This window comes from Desulfobulbus oralis, from assembly GCF_002952055.1.
Lineage (GTDB): Bacteria > Desulfobacterota > Desulfobulbia > Desulfobulbales > Desulfobulbaceae > Desulfobulbus > Desulfobulbus oralis.
This window is the reverse complement of sequence record NZ_CP021255.1, coordinates 887,024-904,157: the sequence shown is the minus strand read 5'-3', so window position 1 is coordinate 904,157 and position 17,134 is coordinate 887,024. Positions and strand designations below refer to the sequence as shown.

Here is a 17,134-nt window from a genome sequence, read left to right as displayed (position 1 = left end):
GCCGACCGCGAGACGCTCTCCGGCCTCCTCCGGGGCTACGGCCTGCATCAGGAGAAGCGGCCGCAGCACTTCTTGTATTTCTTGCCGGAACCGCAGGGACAGAGCGCGTTGCGGCCGACCTTCCCTTCCCGCTGCACCGGCTGGGGAGCGGGCGCTTCCCCGTCCTGCCGCTCGACCCGTTTGGCCTGAGCCATCTGGCGCTCCCGCTGGATGCGCTGTTCCTCCTCCATCCTGGCCAGCTCGTCCTCCCGCACGATCTGGATGCGCATGAGGTTGCTGACCGTATGCTGATTGATGGCCTGCATCAGCTTGGCAAAGAGGTTGTAGCCTTCCTTCTTGTACTCCAGCAGCGGATTTTTCTGGCCATAACCGCGCAGACCAATGCCTTCCTTCAGGCGGTCCATCTGCAGCAGGTGCTCCTTCCAGAGCGTATCCAGGATCTGCAGCAGGACCATGCGCTCGAGCTGGCGCATCTGCTCCGGGCCGTTGGCCTGTTCCCGGCCCGCATAGGCCGCATCCACCGCCTCCTGCACTTTGGCCTGCAGGTCCGCCTTCTTCCGCAGCCCCTGTTTTTCCTCGTCGTTCCAGCCCAGCTTCAGGTTGAACTGCTGCAGGAGCCGCTCGTCCAGGCCCTGCCAGTCCCACTCCTCGGCAGGCACGCTGGACTGGGCGAACTCGGCCGCAATCTCCGCCACCAGTTCCTGCATGATGTCGGCAACCAGCGCATGCACGTCTGTGCCTTCCAGAATGGCCCGGCGCTGGCTGTAAATCACCTCGCGCTGCTTGTTCATGACATCGTCATACTCGAGCAGGTGCTTTCTGATGTCAAAGTTGTGGCCTTCCACCTTGCGCTGGGCGTTTTCAATGGCCTTGGTGACCATCGAATGCTCGATGGGCTCGTCTTCGTCCATACCCAGCTTGTCCATGAGAAAGGTCAGGCGGTTGGAGCCGAAGATACGCAGGAGATCATCTTCCAGGGAAAGATAGAAACGGGAGCTGCCCGGATCGCCCTGACGGCCGGAGCGACCGCGGAGCTGATTGTCGATACGGCGGCTCTCGTGGCGGCTGGTGCCCAGAATGTGCAGGCCGCCCAGCTCGCGCACGCCCTCGCCCAGTTTGATGTCCGTGCCGCGGCCGGCCATGTTGGTGGCAATGGTGACCCGGCCCTTCTGACCGGCGCCGGCCACGATCTCGGCCTCCCGCTCGTGCTGCTTGGCATTCAGGACATCATGGGGAATGCCCTCCTTGCTCAGCATGCCGCTGATCTTCTCCGAAACGTCGATGGAAACGGTGCCCACCAGAATCGGCTGGCCGCTCTCGTGGCGCGCCTTGATTTCCCTGACGATATTGCGGTACTTGGCTTCCTGGTTCTTGTAGATCACGTCCGCATAGTCCTGGCGGCTCATCTTTTCGTGGGTCGGGATGACGACCACGTCCAGACCGTAGATCTGCTTGAACTCGGCCGCCTCGGTGTCGGCAGTGCCGGTCATGCCCGCCAGCTTGTCGTACATGCGGAAGTAATTCTGGAAGGTGATGGAGGCCAGCGTCTGGTTTTCCTGCTCGATCCTGACGCGCTCCTTGGCCTCCAGGGCCTGGTGCAGGCCGTCGGAATAGCGGCGGCCCTCCATGGTACGGCCAGTGAATTCATCGACAATGATCACCTTGCCGTCCCGGACAATGTAGTCCACATCCCTTTTGAACAGCGCGTGGGCCTTCAGGGCCTGCTCCATGTGGTGCAGGAGCATCATGTTCGCGGTGTCATAGAGGTTGTCCACCTCCAGAAGCCGCTCCGCCAGCTCCACGCCTTCGTCGGTGAACATGGCCTGCCGGGCCTTTTCGTCCACCGTGTAGTGCTCCTCCTTCCTGAACCTGGGCATGATGGCGTCCACCTTGGCGTACAGATCGGTGGACATCTCCGCCGGGCCGGAAATGATAAGCGGGGTTCTGGCCTCGTCGATCAGGATGGAGTCCACCTCGTCCACAATGGCATAGCTGAAGCCGCGCTGGCAGTAATCGGCCAGCGAAAACTTCATGTTGTCGCGCAGATAGTCGAAGCCGAACTCGTTATTGGTGCCGTAGGTCACGTCCGCGGCATAGGCCTCGCGGCGCTCCCTGTCATCCAGCCCGTGCACGATGCAGCCGGTGTTCAGCCCCAGAAAGCGGTAGATCTGGCCCATCCACTCCACATCGCGTTTGGCCAGATAGTCGTTCACCGTGACCACATGCACGCCCTTGCCGGCGAGCGCGTTCAGATAAATCGGCGCAGTGGACGTCAGGGTCTTGCCTTCGCCGGTCTTCATCTCCGCGATCTTGCCCTCGTGCAGCACGATGCCGCCGATGAGCTGCACGTCGTAGTGCCGCTCGCCGAGTGTCCGCCTGGCCGCTTCGCGCACCACGGCAAAGGCCTCGGGCAGCAGCGCGTCCAGGGATTCGCCCTGCGCGATGCGCTCCCTGAACTCCACGGTTTTGGCGGCAAGCCGGGCATCATCCAGTCCGCTCACGCCCTCTTCCAGCCCGTTGATCCGGGCGACGATCTGGCGGTACTGCCGGATCATGCGGTCATTTTTGCTGCCAAACACCTTGGCCAGAGCTTTTCCCAGCATCGCTCGACTCCATGTATAAAGGCGGCCCCCTGCCGGGGCCGGAAGTGGTCTGCCTACGCGCCCGCCCGCCAGATCAGGGCATCCTCGTCGCAGTCCGGAAATTTCGGGCAATGCAGGCAGTCGCTCCAGATCTTGTGGGGCAGAAGCTGCTTGTCCGTATCCTGAAAACCCAGTTTGCGGAAAAAGGGCGCCTGATAGGTGAGCGTAAAGACCTGTCCGATCTCCAGCAGCCTGGCCTCGTCCAGACAGGAACTCACCAGGCTGCGGCCAATGCCCATCTTCTGGCGACTGACATCCACCGCGAGCGAACGAATCTCCGCCAGATTGTCCCAGCAGATCTGGAGCGCGCAGATGCCGAAAAGCTGCTCGCCTTCCGCATAGACCACAAAATCGCGCAGGTGATCATAGATGGAGCTGACCGCCCGGGGCAGCATCAGGCGCTGGTCCGCAAAGCCGTTCAGCATCTCGTGGATGCGGTGCACATCGCCCATGCGTGCGGGCCGGATGCGGCCCGGCTGTCCCCCATGCCCGTTCATGTTTCCTCCCGCCCGCCAATGCGCCCCTGCCCCGCCCCCCTGCGCGGCAATGGAGCGGCCAAAACCAAAAGACCCGCAAAGACCAGGACAATACCTGCCGCCGACAGGCCGTGCAGCCGTTCGCCCAGCACCACCAGGCCCAGCAGGGTTGCGGTCACCGGCTCGGCCAGTCCCAGCGTCACCACCGTGGATGCGGGCAAACCGCGCAGGCCACGCGCCAGCAGCCAGTAGGAAAGCGCCAGCGTGACCAGACCCAGATACAGGGCCACCGCCACACTGCGCCACTGCAGCAGCCAGAGCGGATCGCAACGCCACAAAACCGGCAGGAGCAGCAGCGCGCCGCCGCCACTTGCCACTGCCACCACGGCCGTGGGCGGATGCCTGGCCAGGAGTGCCTTCAGAAAAAAATTGTAGGCCGCATACACAAGACCCGCGCCCAGGGCAAGCAAAATACCCCAGATGTTCACGTGCAGGGCGGCGCTGCCCAGGCCCAGCAGCGTGCAGCCCGTCACTGCCAGCAAGGTTGCCAGCCACCAGCGAGGTCTGAGTCTTTCACCGAAAAGAAAGTGGCCGAAAAAACCGCTCAAAACCGGTGCACAGCCAATGGCCACCATGGTGCCCACGGCCACCCCGGTCAGATGCACGCCGGCAAAAAAGCAAAGCTGATAGCTGCTGATGCAAAGCGCCGCGCCCAAAACCTGCGGCCAGTTCCAGTCATGGAAATGCCCCAGCTCCCGCCGCCAGACCGCCAGGCACAGCAGCGCCGCGCCCCCCACCAGCAGGCGCAGCGCGCCAATGACCAGAGGATCATAACCCCCAGGCGCAAAACGCTGGGCCGTACCGGAGGTACCCCAAAGCATGGCAGCGGCCAGCACCAGAAAAACCCCGCTTTGCCGGTTGGAAAAGCCCATCAGTTCACCATGAAGGCGGCGCTTCGCCGCGCATGACCCCATCATCCGCTGCCGCCTCGTCCGCAGGCCCCGGCGTGGCGGCGGCTTCCGTTTGCCGCTGCCCGGTCCCTGGCAGCGGGGGAGATTTCCGGGCAGCGGTCTGGGGCGCGGCCGTCCCTGGCGCCACCATCTCCGAAACAGCCGGCTTGCCCGTGGGGAACACGATGTTCGCAGCGGCCCACATGCCCACAAAAAACATCCACATCTCCAGGATGCAGAAGATAACAATCAGGCCAAGGAGCCCCTTCCAGCTCAGCTCGATGCGAAAGGCCCTGCCCTGCTGTCCGGGCTGGGGCTGGGCCGCATTGCCGTACGCAATCGGAATACTGCGCTCCGGCGCCTTGTTGCGGGAAAGGCCGAACACGGGCTACATCCGCTCCGGCGCAGTCAGGCCAATCAGGGCAAGGCCGTTTCTGAGCACCTTTTTCAGTGCGCCGGCCAGCAAAAGCCTGGCCCGGCTCAGTTCGGCATCCTCGCCCAGCACCTTGTGCCTGTTGTAATAGCTGTGGAAGGCCCCGGCCAGCTCCATCAGATAAAACACAAGTCGGTGCGGCGCAAGATCCCGGGCCGCATCGGCGATCAATTCCGGATATGCGGCCAGCATTTTCAAAAGCGTCAGCTCCTCCGGCAGGTCCAGCCGGCCCAGCAGGGCGGTATCGCCGGCCTCGGCGGCCGTGGGCAGTGCCACGCCCAGCTCTTTCGCCTGCCGTTCTATGCTGCACAGGCGGGCATGGGCGTACTGCACGTAGTACACCGGATTTTCCTGACTCTGCTGCTTGGCCAGATCCAGATCGAACTCGATCAGGTTGTCCGGCTTGCGCATCAAAAAGAAGAAGCGCATGGCATCACTGCCCACCTCATCCACCAGCTCATCCACAGTGACAAAGGTGGCCCTGCGGGTGGACATCTTCACCTGCTTGCCGCCGCGCATCAGGGTGACGAACTGGTAAAGCACCACCGTGACCCGGCTGTCGTCCAGGCCCAGCGCCCGCAGGCCGGCCAGGACATCCGGCACCGTGGCGATGTGATCGGAGCCGAAGATGTTGATCATCCAGTCAAAGCCGCGGGCAAATTTCTCCCGGTGATAGGCGATGTCCGGAAGCCGGTAGGTCGGCTCGCCACTGCTCTTGATGATGACCCTGTCCTGCTCCTGCCCGAAAGCCGAGCTTTTGAACCAGGTGGCATTGTCCTTTTCGTACACCAGATCTCTGGCGCGCAGGTCAGCCACCACCTTTTCGAGCAAACCCTGCTCATAGAGCGAACGTTCGTTGAAATAGCTGTCAAAGCGGATGCCGATGCGGGCCAGCGTGTTCTGAATGTCCTGGAAGATCGCCTCGCGGGCCTGCTCGATGAAGAGCTGGTCCGGCGCATCCCTGAGCGCCTGCCCCTTTGCCGCCACCAGGTCTTTGGCAATATCGTAGATGTAGCCGCCCTGATAGCCGTCTTCCGGGAACTCGGACGGCAGGCCCAAGAGCTCCATGCAGCGGGCCCTGGTGGAAGCGCCCAGAACCCGCATCTGGCGGCCCGCGTCGTTGAAGTAGTACTCGCGCTGCACCGTGTAGCCGGCTGCCGTCAGCACACGGGCAATGGCGTCGCCCAGCACCGCGTTGCGGCCATGGCCGACGCTCAGGGGCCCGGTCGGGTTGGCGCTCACGAATTCCACCAGCACCCTTTTGCCCACGCCAGTCTCCGAACAGCCAAATTTTTCGTCCTGCCCGTACACCGGCGCCAGCACCTGGGCCCATATCGAAGGCTTCAGGAAGAAATTGACGAAACCGGGGCCGGCTATTTCCACTTTGGCAAACATCGGCTCCCGGGCCAAAAGCTCCACCAGCCTGGCCGCAAGATCCCGGGCCCTGGCCTGCATTCTGCCTGCGGTCATCATGGCAAAATTGGTGGAAAAATCCCCCTGCTCCGCCCGCTTGGGCACCTCGATGCCGCAGGACTTCGCCGCATCCTCCGGCCAGTAGCCCTGTTGCGCCCCCAGAGCCACGCACCGCTCCAGACACGCCTTAACCTGTGATTTGATCATGGGTTCATCAATCCTGGTAAACACGCCGGTTCAGCCGGCCAATCAGACAGAGCGCTTCGTAATTGATGGTCTCCATCCAGCCGGCCAGCTCGTCGGCCGTAATTTCATCCGCTCCCTGCCGGCCCAGAAGCACCGCCTCGTCGCCGGCATCGACGCCCGGGATATCGGTCACATCCACCACAGTCAGGTTCATGGACACACGGCCCAGAACCGGCGCCCGGCGACCGGCAATCAGGACCTGCCCCCGGTTCGAGAGCCTGCGCAGATAACCGTCCGCATAGCCGAGCGGCAAAACGGCCATTTTGGTGGGCCGCTTCGTGATCCAGGTGCAGTCATAGCCAATGCTGTGGCCTGCCGGCACCTGACGCACCAAAAGAATATCGGCCGTCCAGCTCATGGCAGGCCGGAGATCCGGCGCGCCAGCCGATTTTTTCCCAGCCGCCCCGCCGGGATAACAACCGTAAAGGGCAATGCCCGGCCGCACCTGGTCAAATCTGGAGTCTGCGACATAAAACAGGGCCCCGCTGCTGGCCAGATGACAGAAAAGGGGATAGGGCACGAGCGCCCGGGCGACCGCGCTCACCCTGGCAAAGGCATCCCTGGCCCGCTCTGAATGATCGCTGTTCCGGTCGTCCGCCTTGGGCAGATGGGCCATCATCCCGCCGATTTGTATGGCCGGCAGCGAGAGCGCCTTTCTGGTCAGCTCCGGAAAATCCTCCGGCAGCGCACCCTGCCGGCCCATGCCGACATCCACCTTCAGATGCACGGTGCAAACCCGCTTCTGCCGCTGGGCCTCGTGGGCAAGCCGCTCCAACATGGCCCCATCGCTCACCAAAGGCGTCAGATTGTGGGCCACAATGCCAGGGACCGTCTGCGGGGCCAGCCCGGCCAGTACATAAATCGGTACGGCAAGACCCGCCTCGCGCAGGGCCACACCTTCCACCGCATCGGCAACCGCGAGCCCGGCTGCACCCAGATTGGCAAAGAGGCGGGCGCACTCCAGCATGCCATGGCCGTAGGCATCGGCCTTGACCAAAGCGATAATGCCCGCGCCATTCGCCTGCCTGCGGCACAGTGCAAAGTTGTGGACCAAAGCCGCTCGGCTGACAATGACCCGTTTCGATGCTTCCATGGTCTTTTCCGAAAAATGCCGGACTGCGGCGGTCCCTGGCCTGGCTGCAGAAACACGATAAGCCCACTCCGCCAGGGATGTGGGCTTATCGTGGAGAACCAGGATGCTCTAAAGGCAATTACATTTCCTTGACGGTAATCGCATCGGCCGGACAAACTTCAACGCAGGTCTCGCAACCCAGGCATTCGTCGGAATGCACCGGTTCGGCCTTGCCGTCAACCAGCTCCAGAACCTGACCAGGGCAGGCGTTGACGCATTCTTCATCACCCGTGCATTTGGCCTTGTCTACAGTAATCTCATACATGATCTTTCCTCCAAAGGTTATGATAGGACATGCAGGAACGGCCTTTGCGAAGGCCGCATTTCAGCGACGTGAGGCGGATCCAAATTCCCGCGAAAATTTATAGAACAGGGCTGCTCTTTGTCAAGGCAAATCAACAGATTCAGCGCCCCTGAGCGGCCCGCCACGCCAACATGGTTGACAAGGGCCATCAGGCAGGGTAAGCAGGCGACCGGTCCTCCCAGAAAGCCACAAAGCCGATGAAGGCAAGGATTGCACATGCACTGCACAGGCATCAGACAGAGCCTGCTTCTGTCCGCTCTCTTCGTTTGTACCCTCTGTTTCACGGCGCTGCCGGCCTCGAGCCCGGCGGCCCCAAAGCCAAACGCCCAAAAAGGCGCCCAAGTCAAGGAAAACACCATGAAAGACGGACTTTACGCCAAAATAAGCACCGAGAGGGGCGATATCCTTCTGCGACTGTTTTACGACAAAACCCCGCTCACGGTCATCAACTTCGCGGGACTGGCCATGGGTACGGTCGGCCCCAAAAAGGGTCAGCCTTTTTATGACGGCCTCACCTTTCACCGTGTCATCGCCGATTTCATGATTCAGGGCGGCTGCCCCCTGGGCACCGGCTCCGGCACGCCCGGCTATGCGTTCCCGGACGAGATCGATGCCACGCTGCGGCACGACAACGCGGGGGTGCTCTCCATGGCCAATGCCGGCCCAAACACCAATGGCAGCCAGTTCTTCATCACCCACACGGCCACCCCGCACCTGGACGGCAAGCACACGGTGTTCGGCCAGGTGGTGACAGGACAGCAAGTGGTCGACGCCATCCGCCAGGGCGACCATATCCAACACATCGAAATCATCCGCCAGGGAGCCGAGGCCGAGCGCTTCAAAATCGACCAGGAATCCTTCAATGCCGCGCTCATAGCCAGGAAAGCCGCGGCGGCCAAAGCGCAAAAGAGCCAACAGGAGGCCATGGAAAAACGCGTCAAAACCCGCTGGCCCAAGGCGCACCGTACCGCTTCCGGTCTCTACACCGTTCTGGTCGAGGAGGGCAGCGGCTCCACGCCGGCCCAGGGCACCAAGATCAAGGTACACTACACAGGCAGGCTCTTGAGCAACGACAGGGAGTTCGACAGCTCGCGCCGCCGGGGGGAACCCATCGAGTTTCCGGTCGGCACCGGCATGGTCATCAAGGGCTGGGATGAAGGCCTGGCCATGATGAAGAAGGGGGAACACCGCATCCTCATCATTCCGCCGGAGCTCGGGTACGGCACGCGCGGTGCAGGCGGCGGGCTCATCCCGCCGGACGCCTGGCTGGTCTTTGACGTGGAACTGGTGGATTTCTGAAGCGTGATCGCCTGGCCAACAGACAGGCTCCCTGCCCCAGAGGGCCGGGAGCCTTTTGCTTTGCATGCAGAGGAAAAACACAAAAAGGCCGGTCTGGGTCGAAGCCTGGGCAGATGATTGCCCTGCTTGACAGGGGGCAGGGCCAGAGCCGATGCCTTTGAGCAGGACAAAGCCTGCAAACCCAGCGCCTGCCCTGGCACAAAAGAGTCTTCTCCCTGTCTGCAATGCGCGGGGCGGCCGGCTCAGCCCCTCCGCGCCGTGATCCGCCGGCCTGGCATCTCCGGTCCTTTGGAGCAAGCATGCCCCAGTCCCAACTGATCATTTTCGACTTCGAAACTTCGGGTATGAAGCCATCGGACGGCGCCCGGGTGATTGAAATCGGTGCAGTGCGGCTGCAGAACGGTGTGATTGGGGAGCGCTTCCAGAGCCTCGTCGATCCGGGTCTGCCGGTGAGCGCCTTTATCACGGCACTGACCGGCATCACCAACGAGATGCTGGCCACCGCCCCGAAAAGCCGCGAGGTCTTTCCTGCCTTTCGCGCGTTTTTGGGCGATGCCCCCATCGTGGCGCACAACGTGCGCTTTGATCGCAGCTTTTTGCTTTCTGAACTCGGGCGGCTGGGGCTGGAATGCGGCAACCCCCATGCCTGCACCTTCCTGGCCGCGCGCCGGATTGTGCCGGAAGCGCCCCGCTACCAGCTCTCGGTTCTGGCCGAACACTGCGGCATCGCGCCGAACGGCAACTGGCACCGGGCCCTGGCCGATGCCGAGGCCACAGCCCGGCTCTGGCTCTACATGGAAAGGCGTCTGCAAAAAGACTATGGTCTCCTGGAAACACCTTTTCCCCTGATGCTGCAGCTCACGCGCCTGCGACGGGGCAAACAGGTGCAGGCCTGGCTCAGGCACGAGGCGCAACGCCAGCAGCAAGGGGCACTCTTCAGGAAAATACATCCTGGATTTACGAGCTAAACGCAGCAACAGAACGGGAAAGTATACTGTGCCTTCGTGCTCAGGGCTGCGGAATCCGCAAGATCGCCGGAGCCCTGAACCGGAGTCCTTCGGGCGATCAGCAGGGAACTCCGGCGTAATCCCGCCAGAGGAGCCTGCAGTGCCCACGAGACACCACCTCTTCAGGAAGGCCTCCGCCTGGCCGGGGGCCTGCCGGAACAAGTCCTGAAATGTCGTTTTCAGTTGCCAGGCCCGGGCCGTTTTCAGATTCAGCCTGGACATGGTGAGTGCCGCCAGACGCTCCTGTTGTGAGGCAGGTAATTTGTCACGGTTTTTCAGCCACACATACCGGCTCTTCGCCAGCTCGGGCCGAGTCTTCGCCTCCTCGCGCCGCACCTGGTCCACCGCGTCGCCCGGCACCTTCATGATGTGGAACCGGTCAAAGGTGATGTGCGCCTCGGGGCAGTTCGCCTCCACGCCGGCAATGAACGCGGGCGACATGTCGCAACACACCTCGTTTACCTTTGCGGGATCGCCGCCGTGGGCCGCAAGCTCTTCCTTGAAGCGCTGGATTGTGGCGGCATCCCGGCCCCCGGTGGCGAACAGCACCTTGTGGCTTCGCAGGTGGGCGAACACGGTGACGTAGTTGTGGCCGCGTTTGCTGGCTGTCTGGTCCACGCCAAAGGAAGCGACGTCGGCGAAGGAGATGCTCGTTCTGGCCTCCTCCACATGGTGATTCACCACGCGCCAGAGCCGGGTGCCATGCTCGCCCACATGCTTTGCCAGGCTTCGTGCTGGCATGGCCCTGGGAGGCTCATGACCAGGGCCTCGAACAGCAGGGTGAAGCCGCTGCCTGGACGCGCCCAGGGTACGGATACCTGCTTGACGCCGCAATGGTCGCATTTGACCCGGGGCAGCTTCGCGGTCAGCCAGGCTTCGTGCTGGAAGAAGTTCAGGTGCCGCCAGCTCTTTTCCGTGGTGTCGTATGCCTTGAGGTCTGCCTGGCCGCATTGCGGACAGACAAAGACGCTGCCCCGGGGAAAGGCCAAACGAATGTCCAGGCGCTTTTGCTCTGCGGCAAACTCGCAGGACTCCACCTGCCACGGCGGAGTCAAACCAAGGGCCATTTGGAAAAGGTCGGTGTCACGCATGGATTAAAACCTCAAGAAGGGGAACAAGGAAAAAACACCTTACCCACATGAAACAGCGAGGAACCAATTTTAATGAGACAGTACTGTCTTCAGGGAAAACTCTATCTGCTCAATACCACGATTCTGCAGATCTGCCTTACAGTCTTTCCTTGGGCTGAATTCCGGCAGACGTGCACCCTCCTTTATTCATTCTGATCAAACCAGCGATTACGAAGCTCAGCCATGGTGCCATCGCTTTCCATTTCAGCTATGACCTTGTCAAATTGATCACGTAGTGCAGCATCGCTTTTACGTAAGGCAAAGGCTGTTTTGTCAGTGGTCAGTTTTCCTGGCAGAACACGAAAAGATCCGGGATTGAACTTCATATAATAGTTTGCTGCCAGCAATTTGATTACCGTGGCATCCATCTTGCCTTTCAGCATTTCGGTCAGGCAGAATTCGTTCGTGCCAGTTATGACTGTGGCAGGTGGTCCGGATTTTCCTTTGAATTTCATAAGTTCGGAAATATAATAAACTCCGTTGAGTATGCAAACAGTTTTGGCGCTCAGCTCATCCAATTCTCTGATAGACGAATCCGCCCGAACAATTGCCACATACCCGTTGTCAATGATCGGGCGTGTGAGACTATAACTGGTCTTACGCTCATCAGTGATATTCAGAGCGGAAGCAATAATATCAATTTTGCCACTATTGAGCAGTACTGACTTTTCGGACCAGTCAATACCCTGAAATTCCATATTTTTCCCGATTCGCTTGCCTATTTCGCGCAGCACATCAACGTCAAAACCAATCAGAACAGATTGGGCGTCTTTGAAATAGACAGGCGGCACGTCTCTTGCCCCACCTACTTTCATAACTTGTGCAGCATTGACACTCCCCACCCCGCACACAGCGATGAGCAGAGCAACAACGACGGATTTATGCAACAAGGAATTACTTTTCACTCTGAATCTGCTTTTTTTGCACAACATCGTTTGACTCCTTTCTTCCATCATTTTTTAAGTGCTTATCTTAAATTAATCAATAATGTCCGGTTAAGGACCTGTATGGATTATTCCAGAAGGATGCATCCCTCGGCACAAAGGAGTTTGAGCTGAGTATTCGCCCATCCTGGATTCGTTGAGAATTTGGTTGCGCAGCTGACCTACTCGTTTGCTTGCCCCCCTGCACCCGAAAATGGAAGGGCGCCCCCCTTTCCCGCTTCACGGAAGGATAAGGGACAATTCCCGCTCCATTTCTCAGACTACCCACAAAGAATGCGGATAATGCCAGCGCCCCCGTCACGCCACGGCCGACACTGGATTTCCACTCAATTGATAAATCCTCACGAATATTTATCCGCAGCAGGCGTCATCAAAATCGTTTCAAAAATTGGCATATTTTCCCGATCCACACCCACTTGCCGTGACTCCGTAATCCGACCCTCAAGCCACGTACTCCCTAAATTCCTGCGTGATGCCTCAGTCGTAGGCCAAACCGATGTTTGTTGCCCCTGACCCGTTGCGCTTGTCACTGCCGTTTCGCCCCCTGTTTGTCATTTCTTGGTTTCTTGTCGCTTTTATGGTATTTTTCTAATTTGTTATTTCGTTATTTGCTATCTTCTGCAACAACTCGTGCTAATTTATGCATGAATAAATAGAAAATCCAATTTTGGTTATTTTATGTCCATTTATGGATTTCAACAAGAAAAAAAATGACAAATGGGCATTTTTTTTCCGCCTTAGGAAGGCTTAAGCTTGAACTCGGTCTAAAAACCGACAAAGAAATCCAAGAACTACTTGGAATTCCACAGTCAACTTTTAGTCGAAGCAAGAAAGACCCATTTCCAGCTGAATGGGCATTCAAAATTGAACTAAAATACGGAATAACAACAAGATGGATAATGACCGGACAAGGCCCTAAGAGAACAACCGAGGCAGAAGGCAAGCGCACACAGCCCGCAGAAGCATTCCTGGTTGAATTTGAAACTTGGGCAAAGGAAAGCGCAGAATCTGAAAATCTGAGATGGCTTGAAAACCAACTCGAAGTCTATTTTCCTGCATTTAAAATATGGAGGAGAAGCCAAAAAAACACAACAGACACGAATAATACCCTTCAAGAAACCAAAGTAGCCTGATTTTCACTTCACTGAGAAACAATCTAGGCTCAGGCCTCATTAGTTGCCAAAAAGCAGGAAATCTGGTTAGTTGTGCTCAAGGAGGACGCCATGAGCCAACTTTTCTCCCTTTCTGCCGAACAACTCGAGCGTATCAAGCCCTTCTTTCCACGTTCACATGGTATTCCGCGGGTCGATGACCGGAAAGTCATCAGCGGCATCATTTATGTCATCAAACATGGCCTGCAATGGAAAGATGCGCCGCGTGAGTATGGCCCGTATAAAACGCTGTACAATCGTTTTTTGCGCTGGAGCCGGATGGGCGTCTTCAACAATATTTTTACCGAATTGGCAAAAACAGCAGGACAGGATGGCCAAGTGAGTGACTACCAAGGAGCCCTCCTGCTTATGGATGCCATAGATGCTTTACCCGAGGCCAAGGCGCTGCTGGCGGACCGTGGTTATGACGCCGACTGGTTCCGTGATGCTCTCTCGCCAGAGACATTAAGCCCTGCATCCCGCCCAAAAGGAGCCGAAAGCAACCCTGCCCGTAGATCAAGATCTGTATAAACAGCGGCACAGGATCGAGATCATGTTTGGCAGGATCAAGGACTGGCGGAGAATAGCCATGCGTTATGACCGCTGCGCGCATACCACCTTCTTTTCAGCTCTATGCCTCGCGGCTTCCGTCATATGCCATCTCGATTCATGAGGCCAGAGCCTAACCATTGATTCCGGCGGCCAGGAAGCCGGGAAAATCCCGCGGGGCCAGTGACCGGCCGCCTGCCACCCGAGCTGCGGGCCAAAGCCCTGCCATTTTCCCCGCACAAAGCCGCCGGGGCGGTGGCCTTCCTGCCTGTTCGCGTGTTCGTGGCTGCTCTACTGCCCTGCCAAAATCCGCCGGCTGCGTTTGACAGCGCACAAATCGCCGCACATGGTGCAGGTTTCGGCATCGATCGGCCTGGAAGAGGCCCGGTATGCCCTGGCCTTTTCCGGATCGATGGCCAGTTCGAACATGCGGGTCCAGTCCAGCTCGCGCCGGGCTTCGCCCATGGCGTTATCCCAGTCCTGCGCGCCGGGTATGCCCTTGGCGATGTCCGCCGCATGGGCGGCAATGCGCGCCGCGACTATGCCTTCCTTCATGTCCTGGGCGTCGGGCAGGCGCAGATGCTCGGCCGGCGTGACGTAGCAGAGAAAATCCGCGCCCGCGGCCCCGGCCAGGGCCCCCCCGATGGCTGAGGTGATGTGGTCGTAGCCCGGCGCCACATCGGTGACGATCGGTCCCAGCACGTAAAAGGGGGCGCCCTGGCAGAGCTTCTTTTCCAACTGCATGTTGGCCACGACCTCGTTCAGGGGCACGTGGCCAGGCCCCTCGATCATAACCTGTACCTCCGCCTCGCGGCAGCGGGCGCTGAGTTCGCCCAGCAAAATCAGCTCCTGAATCTGGGCCGCGTCGGTGGCATCCTTCAGGCAACCGGGCCTGAGCCCGTCGCCCAGGCTGAGCGTGATGTCATATTCCCGGCACAGAGCCAGGAGCCGGTCAAAGTGCTCGTAAAATGGATTTTCCCGGTCGTTTGCGCTCATCCAGTCCAAAAGCAGGGAGCCGCCGCGACTGACCACATGGCTGAGGCGCGGCCTGTTTTTCAGCCGCTGCAGCGCAGTTTGGGTCAGACCTGCGTGGATGGTCATGAAATCCACGCCGTCCTCCGCATGGACGTGCACAGTCTCGAAAAAATCATCCACCGTGATCCTGCCCACCTCCTTGCCATAGCGGGCGACTGCGTCATAAACCGGCACGGTCCCGATCATGACCGGGCTGAGTTCCACGGTGCGACGACGAAAGGCCCGGGTATCGCCAAAGGTGCTCAGATCCATGATGGCGTCCGCCTTGAGCTCGATGGCGCGCCGCACCTTGTCCAGCTCGCGCTCCACATGGCAGCAGTCTTCGGAAACGCCCAGATTCACGTTGACTTTGGTACGAAGCCCCTTGCCCACACCGCAGCCTCTCAGGCTCCCGTGTTTGTGGTTGGCCGGCACCACAATCGTGCCGCTGGCCAGACCGGCAAGCAGGTCGTTTTCGTCAATGCGCTCGGCTGCCAGCACCTGCCGCATCGCCGGGGTCAATTCGCCTCTTCTGGCCGCAGCCATCTGTGTGCTCATGGAAACACTCCTCAACTACGGGATCATCGTCAAACACCGGGCCCGCAGAACCCGGGGTCCCCCATGGACCGGAAAAAAACGGGATCAGAACATTGCCTGCAGGCGCTGCACCTTGGAGCAGATATCGTCCGCCGCCACGATATCCGTCACCAGACAGACCGAACGCGCGCCATGGGCGATCACCTGCGCCAGATTATGTTCCTTGACGCCTCCCAGGGCAACGAAGGGCAGTGGAATATTGTTTTTAATATAGTCAAGGTAGTCCAGTCCAAGCGGTGCGGCCGCATCGGCCTTGGTCTGGGTGGCAAAAACAGGCCCCACGCCGATATAGTCTGCCCCGCCCGCAACCGCTGCCTGGGCCTCGGCCGCTTCGTGGGTCGAAACACCGATCATCATATCCGGCCCGACCAGCCTGCGCAGCTCGGCCAAGGGCCAGTCGTCCTGACCCACGTGCACCCCGTCGGCCTCGGCAAGCAGCGCCAGGGTCGGATAATCGTCCACGAGAAAGAGCACGCCCGCCTCACGGGTCAACTGACGAATGGCCCGGCACTCTTCCAGCATGACGCGAAACTGCTTGTCAGGCCGTTTTTCCCGGTACTGCAGCACGCGCACGCCCCCCTGTATCATCGCCTTGACCACATCGATATTGCTGCGTCCCCTGGAAAAGCGCTCGGCAGTCATGCCATAGACGCCACCCGGTAAGCTTGCCTGACTCATGATCTCTCTCCCCGTTCCTGGAAAATGCCTGCAGCCATGTAAGCGGCCACTGTACGGCTGTTATGGGCGACAGCCGGCAGGGCTGCCACAGGCATCCTTTTGTCTGTCCGCTGATCCAGGCCTGCCACAACCAATTCGCAACCCGCAGAGAAGCTGGCTGCCATGAACAACTGCAGTCAATCGCTCCGGCATGCGGCCTTTCCAGCAGGCGCTGGGTTGATGCGGAGCCACCTTTCCTGCAGCGCTGTCACCCCGGGCTGGCCCAAGTGGCGGATAGCGTCAAATCACGAGCACACAGTGGAAAAGAAAAGCCGCCATCCCGGGGAGGGCTGGCGGCTGAAAACGAACAGGTGAAAAATTTCGTGTTCGATGAGCGCGCTTCCCTTCGCCGGCATTATCCGGAGCAGGTTCATAGGGTTGGCATTCCTCTCAGCGGCATGACGCCGCACCCCTAGCGAATGGCTTTCTATATTCGAGCGTTATAAAATTGTCAACGCGTGATTGGTTGAAACCGGTTCAGAAACAAAGGCTATCAGAACGGCAGCGGAGGGACGGAAGCGCCTGCCTGCCGGTAAAATTTGTGGGACCCGTACTGGGCGGTGAAGTTTTTATGGGCAGCCCACCTGGGGGAAACATCGGTACGATGGTAAAAGGTGGATCCCTGGGTAAAATCTTTCGAGGTGATGGCCTTGAGCGCCACGCCCATGCTGTCTTCCAGCGAGCCGGGCTCGGCCGGGATAAACGAGGTCTTCTGAAAGGTCCACGAAAACTGATAGGGTGCGGTTACTACCTCCTCAATACTTTTTTGCTCTTCCATGGCCCTGTTCAGGGTCACATGGGCCACCGCAAGCTTGCCGATTTCCGGTTCGCTGCGTGCTTCGTGGTAAATGTTCAAGGTCAGCCAGAGCAAACCTTCCACAAATCCCATTGATTCCATTTCAAACTTTTCCCTCCTCGGCTTGATTCCAGAGCCGGGCCAACCGGGCCGGGCCGCAGCTCGCTGCCGGAGCGCTGTGCAAATAACGAATTGACAACAGGTAAACGTGATGAGCGCAGCCACCCGAAAAAATGTGGCGGCCGCGCCGGCAAGGCGCCCCGTGGGTACATTCTGATCAACAGACACGATCAGGCCCGGTGTCGTATTGCTCCTTCTGTGATGTTGGCGGGAA

At 59.5% G+C, this 17,134-nt stretch carries 16 protein-coding genes, 2 pseudogenes and 1 riboswitch; of the genes and pseudogenes, 5 read left to right on the top strand and 13 right to left on the bottom strand.

Annotated elements, in window-relative coordinates; all coding sequences use genetic code 11:
• Nucleotides 1-47: 47 nt before the first annotated feature.
• The 7 genes from secA to CAY53_RS03915 all read right to left on the bottom strand — a co-directional run bounded on the left by secA (nt 48) and on the right by CAY53_RS03915 (nt 7,557).
• Complete coding sequence (gene secA, locus CAY53_RS03945) at nt 48-2,603, bottom strand: preprotein translocase subunit SecA (RefSeq protein ID WP_104936029.1); 2,556 nt, start codon at nt 2,601-2,603, stop codon at nt 48-50.
• Nucleotides 2,604-2,656: 53 nt separating this feature from the next.
• On the bottom strand, nt 2,657-3,139 hold the full coding sequence (locus CAY53_RS03940) for an N-acetyltransferase (protein ID WP_104936028.1): 483 nt from the start codon (nt 3,137-3,139) through the stop codon (nt 2,657-2,659).
• On the bottom strand, nt 3,136-4,050 hold the full coding sequence (locus CAY53_RS03935) for a DMT family transporter (RefSeq protein WP_104936027.1): 915 nt from the start codon (nt 4,048-4,050) through the stop codon (nt 3,136-3,138). Before CAY53_RS03935 ends, CAY53_RS03940 begins: the two co-directional genes overlap by 4 nt.
• A gap of 4 nt (nt 4,051-4,054) precedes the next feature.
• Nucleotides 4,055-4,453, bottom strand: a complete 399-nt coding sequence (locus tag CAY53_RS03930) for a hypothetical protein (RefSeq protein WP_104936026.1) — start codon at nt 4,451-4,453, stop codon at nt 4,055-4,057.
• 3 nt (nt 4,454-4,456) lie between these two features.
• Entirely contained in the window at nt 4,457-6,121 is a 1,665-nt protein-coding gene (argS, locus tag CAY53_RS03925) for an arginine--tRNA ligase (protein ID WP_181040415.1), read from the bottom strand.
• A 7-nt stretch (nt 6,122-6,128) separates the two neighbouring features.
• Nucleotides 6,129-7,253 (bottom strand): alanine racemase, encoded by a 1,125-nt coding sequence (gene alr / locus CAY53_RS03920; RefSeq protein ID WP_104936024.1) that lies wholly within the window; start codon nt 7,251-7,253, stop codon nt 6,129-6,131.
• A gap of 118 nt (nt 7,254-7,371) precedes the next feature.
• Nucleotides 7,372-7,557: a ferredoxin family protein gene (locus CAY53_RS03915; RefSeq protein WP_017866432.1), complete on the bottom strand. Its 186-nt coding sequence runs from the start codon at nt 7,555-7,557 to the stop codon at nt 7,372-7,374.
• Nucleotides 7,558-7,812: 255 nt separating this feature from the next.
• Here CAY53_RS03915 and CAY53_RS03910 point away from each other — a divergent pair, with 255 nt between their 5' ends.
• From CAY53_RS03910 to CAY53_RS14060, 3 genes are all read left to right on the top strand, one after another.
• Entirely contained in the window at nt 7,813-8,895 is a 1,083-nt protein-coding gene (locus tag CAY53_RS03910) for a peptidylprolyl isomerase (protein WP_104936023.1), read from the top strand.
• Nucleotides 8,896-9,194: 299 nt separating this feature from the next.
• Nucleotides 9,195-9,863, top strand: a complete 669-nt coding sequence (locus tag CAY53_RS03905) for a 3'-5' exonuclease (protein ID WP_181040414.1) — start codon at nt 9,195-9,197, stop codon at nt 9,861-9,863.
• Entirely contained in the window at nt 9,788-9,982 is a 195-nt protein-coding gene (locus CAY53_RS14060; protein WP_425430774.1) for a helix-turn-helix domain-containing protein, read from the top strand. The genes CAY53_RS03905 and CAY53_RS14060 overlap by 76 nt, the downstream gene beginning before the upstream one ends.
• Nucleotides 9,983-10,025: 43 nt before the next feature.
• Here CAY53_RS14060 and CAY53_RS14055 read toward each other — a convergent pair.
• The 3 genes and pseudogenes from CAY53_RS14055 to CAY53_RS03890 form a co-directional block, all read right to left on the bottom strand.
• Nucleotides 10,026-10,643 (bottom strand): annotated as a pseudogene (locus CAY53_RS14055) (ISL3 family transposase); the annotation flags it as partial.
• Nucleotides 10,580-10,993 (bottom strand): transposase family protein, encoded by a 414-nt coding sequence (locus CAY53_RS13380; protein ID WP_104936021.1) that lies wholly within the window; start codon nt 10,991-10,993, stop codon nt 10,580-10,582. The gene CAY53_RS13380 and the pseudogene CAY53_RS14055, both read right to left, overlap by 64 nt.
• A gap of 182 nt (nt 10,994-11,175) precedes the next feature.
• Nucleotides 11,176-11,937 carry a substrate-binding periplasmic protein gene (locus CAY53_RS03890; protein ID WP_245874875.1) on the bottom strand — a complete coding sequence of 254 codons (762 nt, stop codon included), beginning with the start codon at nt 11,935-11,937 and terminating at the stop codon, nt 11,176-11,178.
• A 749-nt stretch (nt 11,938-12,686) separates the two neighbouring features.
• Here CAY53_RS03890 and CAY53_RS03885 point away from each other — a divergent pair.
• Entirely contained in the window at nt 12,687-13,109 is a 423-nt protein-coding gene (locus CAY53_RS03885) for a helix-turn-helix domain-containing protein (protein ID WP_104936019.1), read from the top strand.
• A gap of 90 nt (nt 13,110-13,199) precedes the next feature.
• A pseudogene (locus CAY53_RS03880) lies at nt 13,200-13,800 on the top strand (transposase).
• A 167-nt stretch (nt 13,801-13,967) separates the two neighbouring features.
• Here CAY53_RS03880 and thiC read toward each other — a convergent pair.
• The 3 genes from thiC to CAY53_RS03865 form a co-directional block, all read right to left on the bottom strand.
• A complete protein-coding gene (thiC, locus tag CAY53_RS03875) occupies nt 13,968-15,248 on the bottom strand; it encodes a phosphomethylpyrimidine synthase ThiC (RefSeq protein ID WP_245874874.1) in 1,281 nt (426 codons plus the stop codon).
• A gap of 84 nt (nt 15,249-15,332) precedes the next feature.
• The gene (thiE, locus tag CAY53_RS03870) at nt 15,333-15,965 is read right to left on the bottom strand and encodes a thiamine phosphate synthase (RefSeq protein WP_104936018.1); all 633 of its coding nucleotides are present in this window, start codon (nt 15,963-15,965) and stop codon (nt 15,333-15,335) included.
• Nucleotides 15,966-16,328: 363 nt separating this feature from the next.
• Nucleotides 16,329-16,428: riboswitch (TPP riboswitch) on the bottom strand.
• Between the two features lie 69 nt (nt 16,429-16,497).
• Entirely contained in the window at nt 16,498-16,902 is a 405-nt protein-coding gene (locus tag CAY53_RS03865; protein WP_245874873.1) for a cell wall hydrolase, read from the bottom strand.
• Nucleotides 16,903-17,134: the final 232 nt, after the last annotated feature.

Coding starts and splice junctions, on each gene's coding strand:
- secA (WP_104936029.1), bottom strand. CDS start 2,603: ATGCTGGGAAAAGCTCTGGCCAAGGTGTTTGGCAGCAAAAATGACCGC.
- CAY53_RS03940 (WP_104936028.1), bottom strand. CDS start 3,139: ATGAACGGGCATGGGGGACAGCCGGGCCGCATCCGGCCCGCACGCATG.
- CAY53_RS03935 (WP_104936027.1), bottom strand. CDS start 4,050: ATGGGCTTTTCCAACCGGCAAAGCGGGGTTTTTCTGGTGCTGGCCGCT.
- argS (WP_181040415.1), bottom strand. CDS start 6,121: ATGATCAAATCACAGGTTAAGGCGTGTCTGGAGCGGTGCGTGGCTCTG.
- alr (WP_104936024.1), bottom strand. CDS start 7,253: ATGGAAGCATCGAAACGGGTCATTGTCAGCCGAGCGGCTTTGGTCCAC.
- CAY53_RS03915 (WP_017866432.1), bottom strand. CDS start 7,557: ATGTATGAGATTACTGTAGACAAGGCCAAATGCACGGGTGATGAAGAA.
- CAY53_RS03910 (WP_104936023.1), top strand. CDS start 7,813: ATGCACTGCACAGGCATCAGACAGAGCCTGCTTCTGTCCGCTCTCTTC.
- CAY53_RS03905 (WP_181040414.1), top strand. CDS start 9,195: ATGCCCCAGTCCCAACTGATCATTTTCGACTTCGAAACTTCGGGTATG.
- CAY53_RS13380 (WP_104936021.1), bottom strand. CDS start 10,993: ATGCGTGACACCGACCTTTTCCAAATGGCCCTTGGTTTGACTCCGCCG.
- CAY53_RS03885 (WP_104936019.1), top strand. CDS start 12,687: ATGACAAATGGGCATTTTTTTTCCGCCTTAGGAAGGCTTAAGCTTGAA.
- thiC (WP_245874874.1), bottom strand. CDS start 15,248: ATGAGCACACAGATGGCTGCGGCCAGAAGAGGCGAATTGACCCCGGCG.
- thiE (WP_104936018.1), bottom strand. CDS start 15,965: ATGAGTCAGGCAAGCTTACCGGGTGGCGTCTATGGCATGACTGCCGAG.
- CAY53_RS03865 (WP_245874873.1), bottom strand. CDS start 16,902: ATGGAATCAATGGGATTTGTGGAAGGTTTGCTCTGGCTGACCTTGAAC.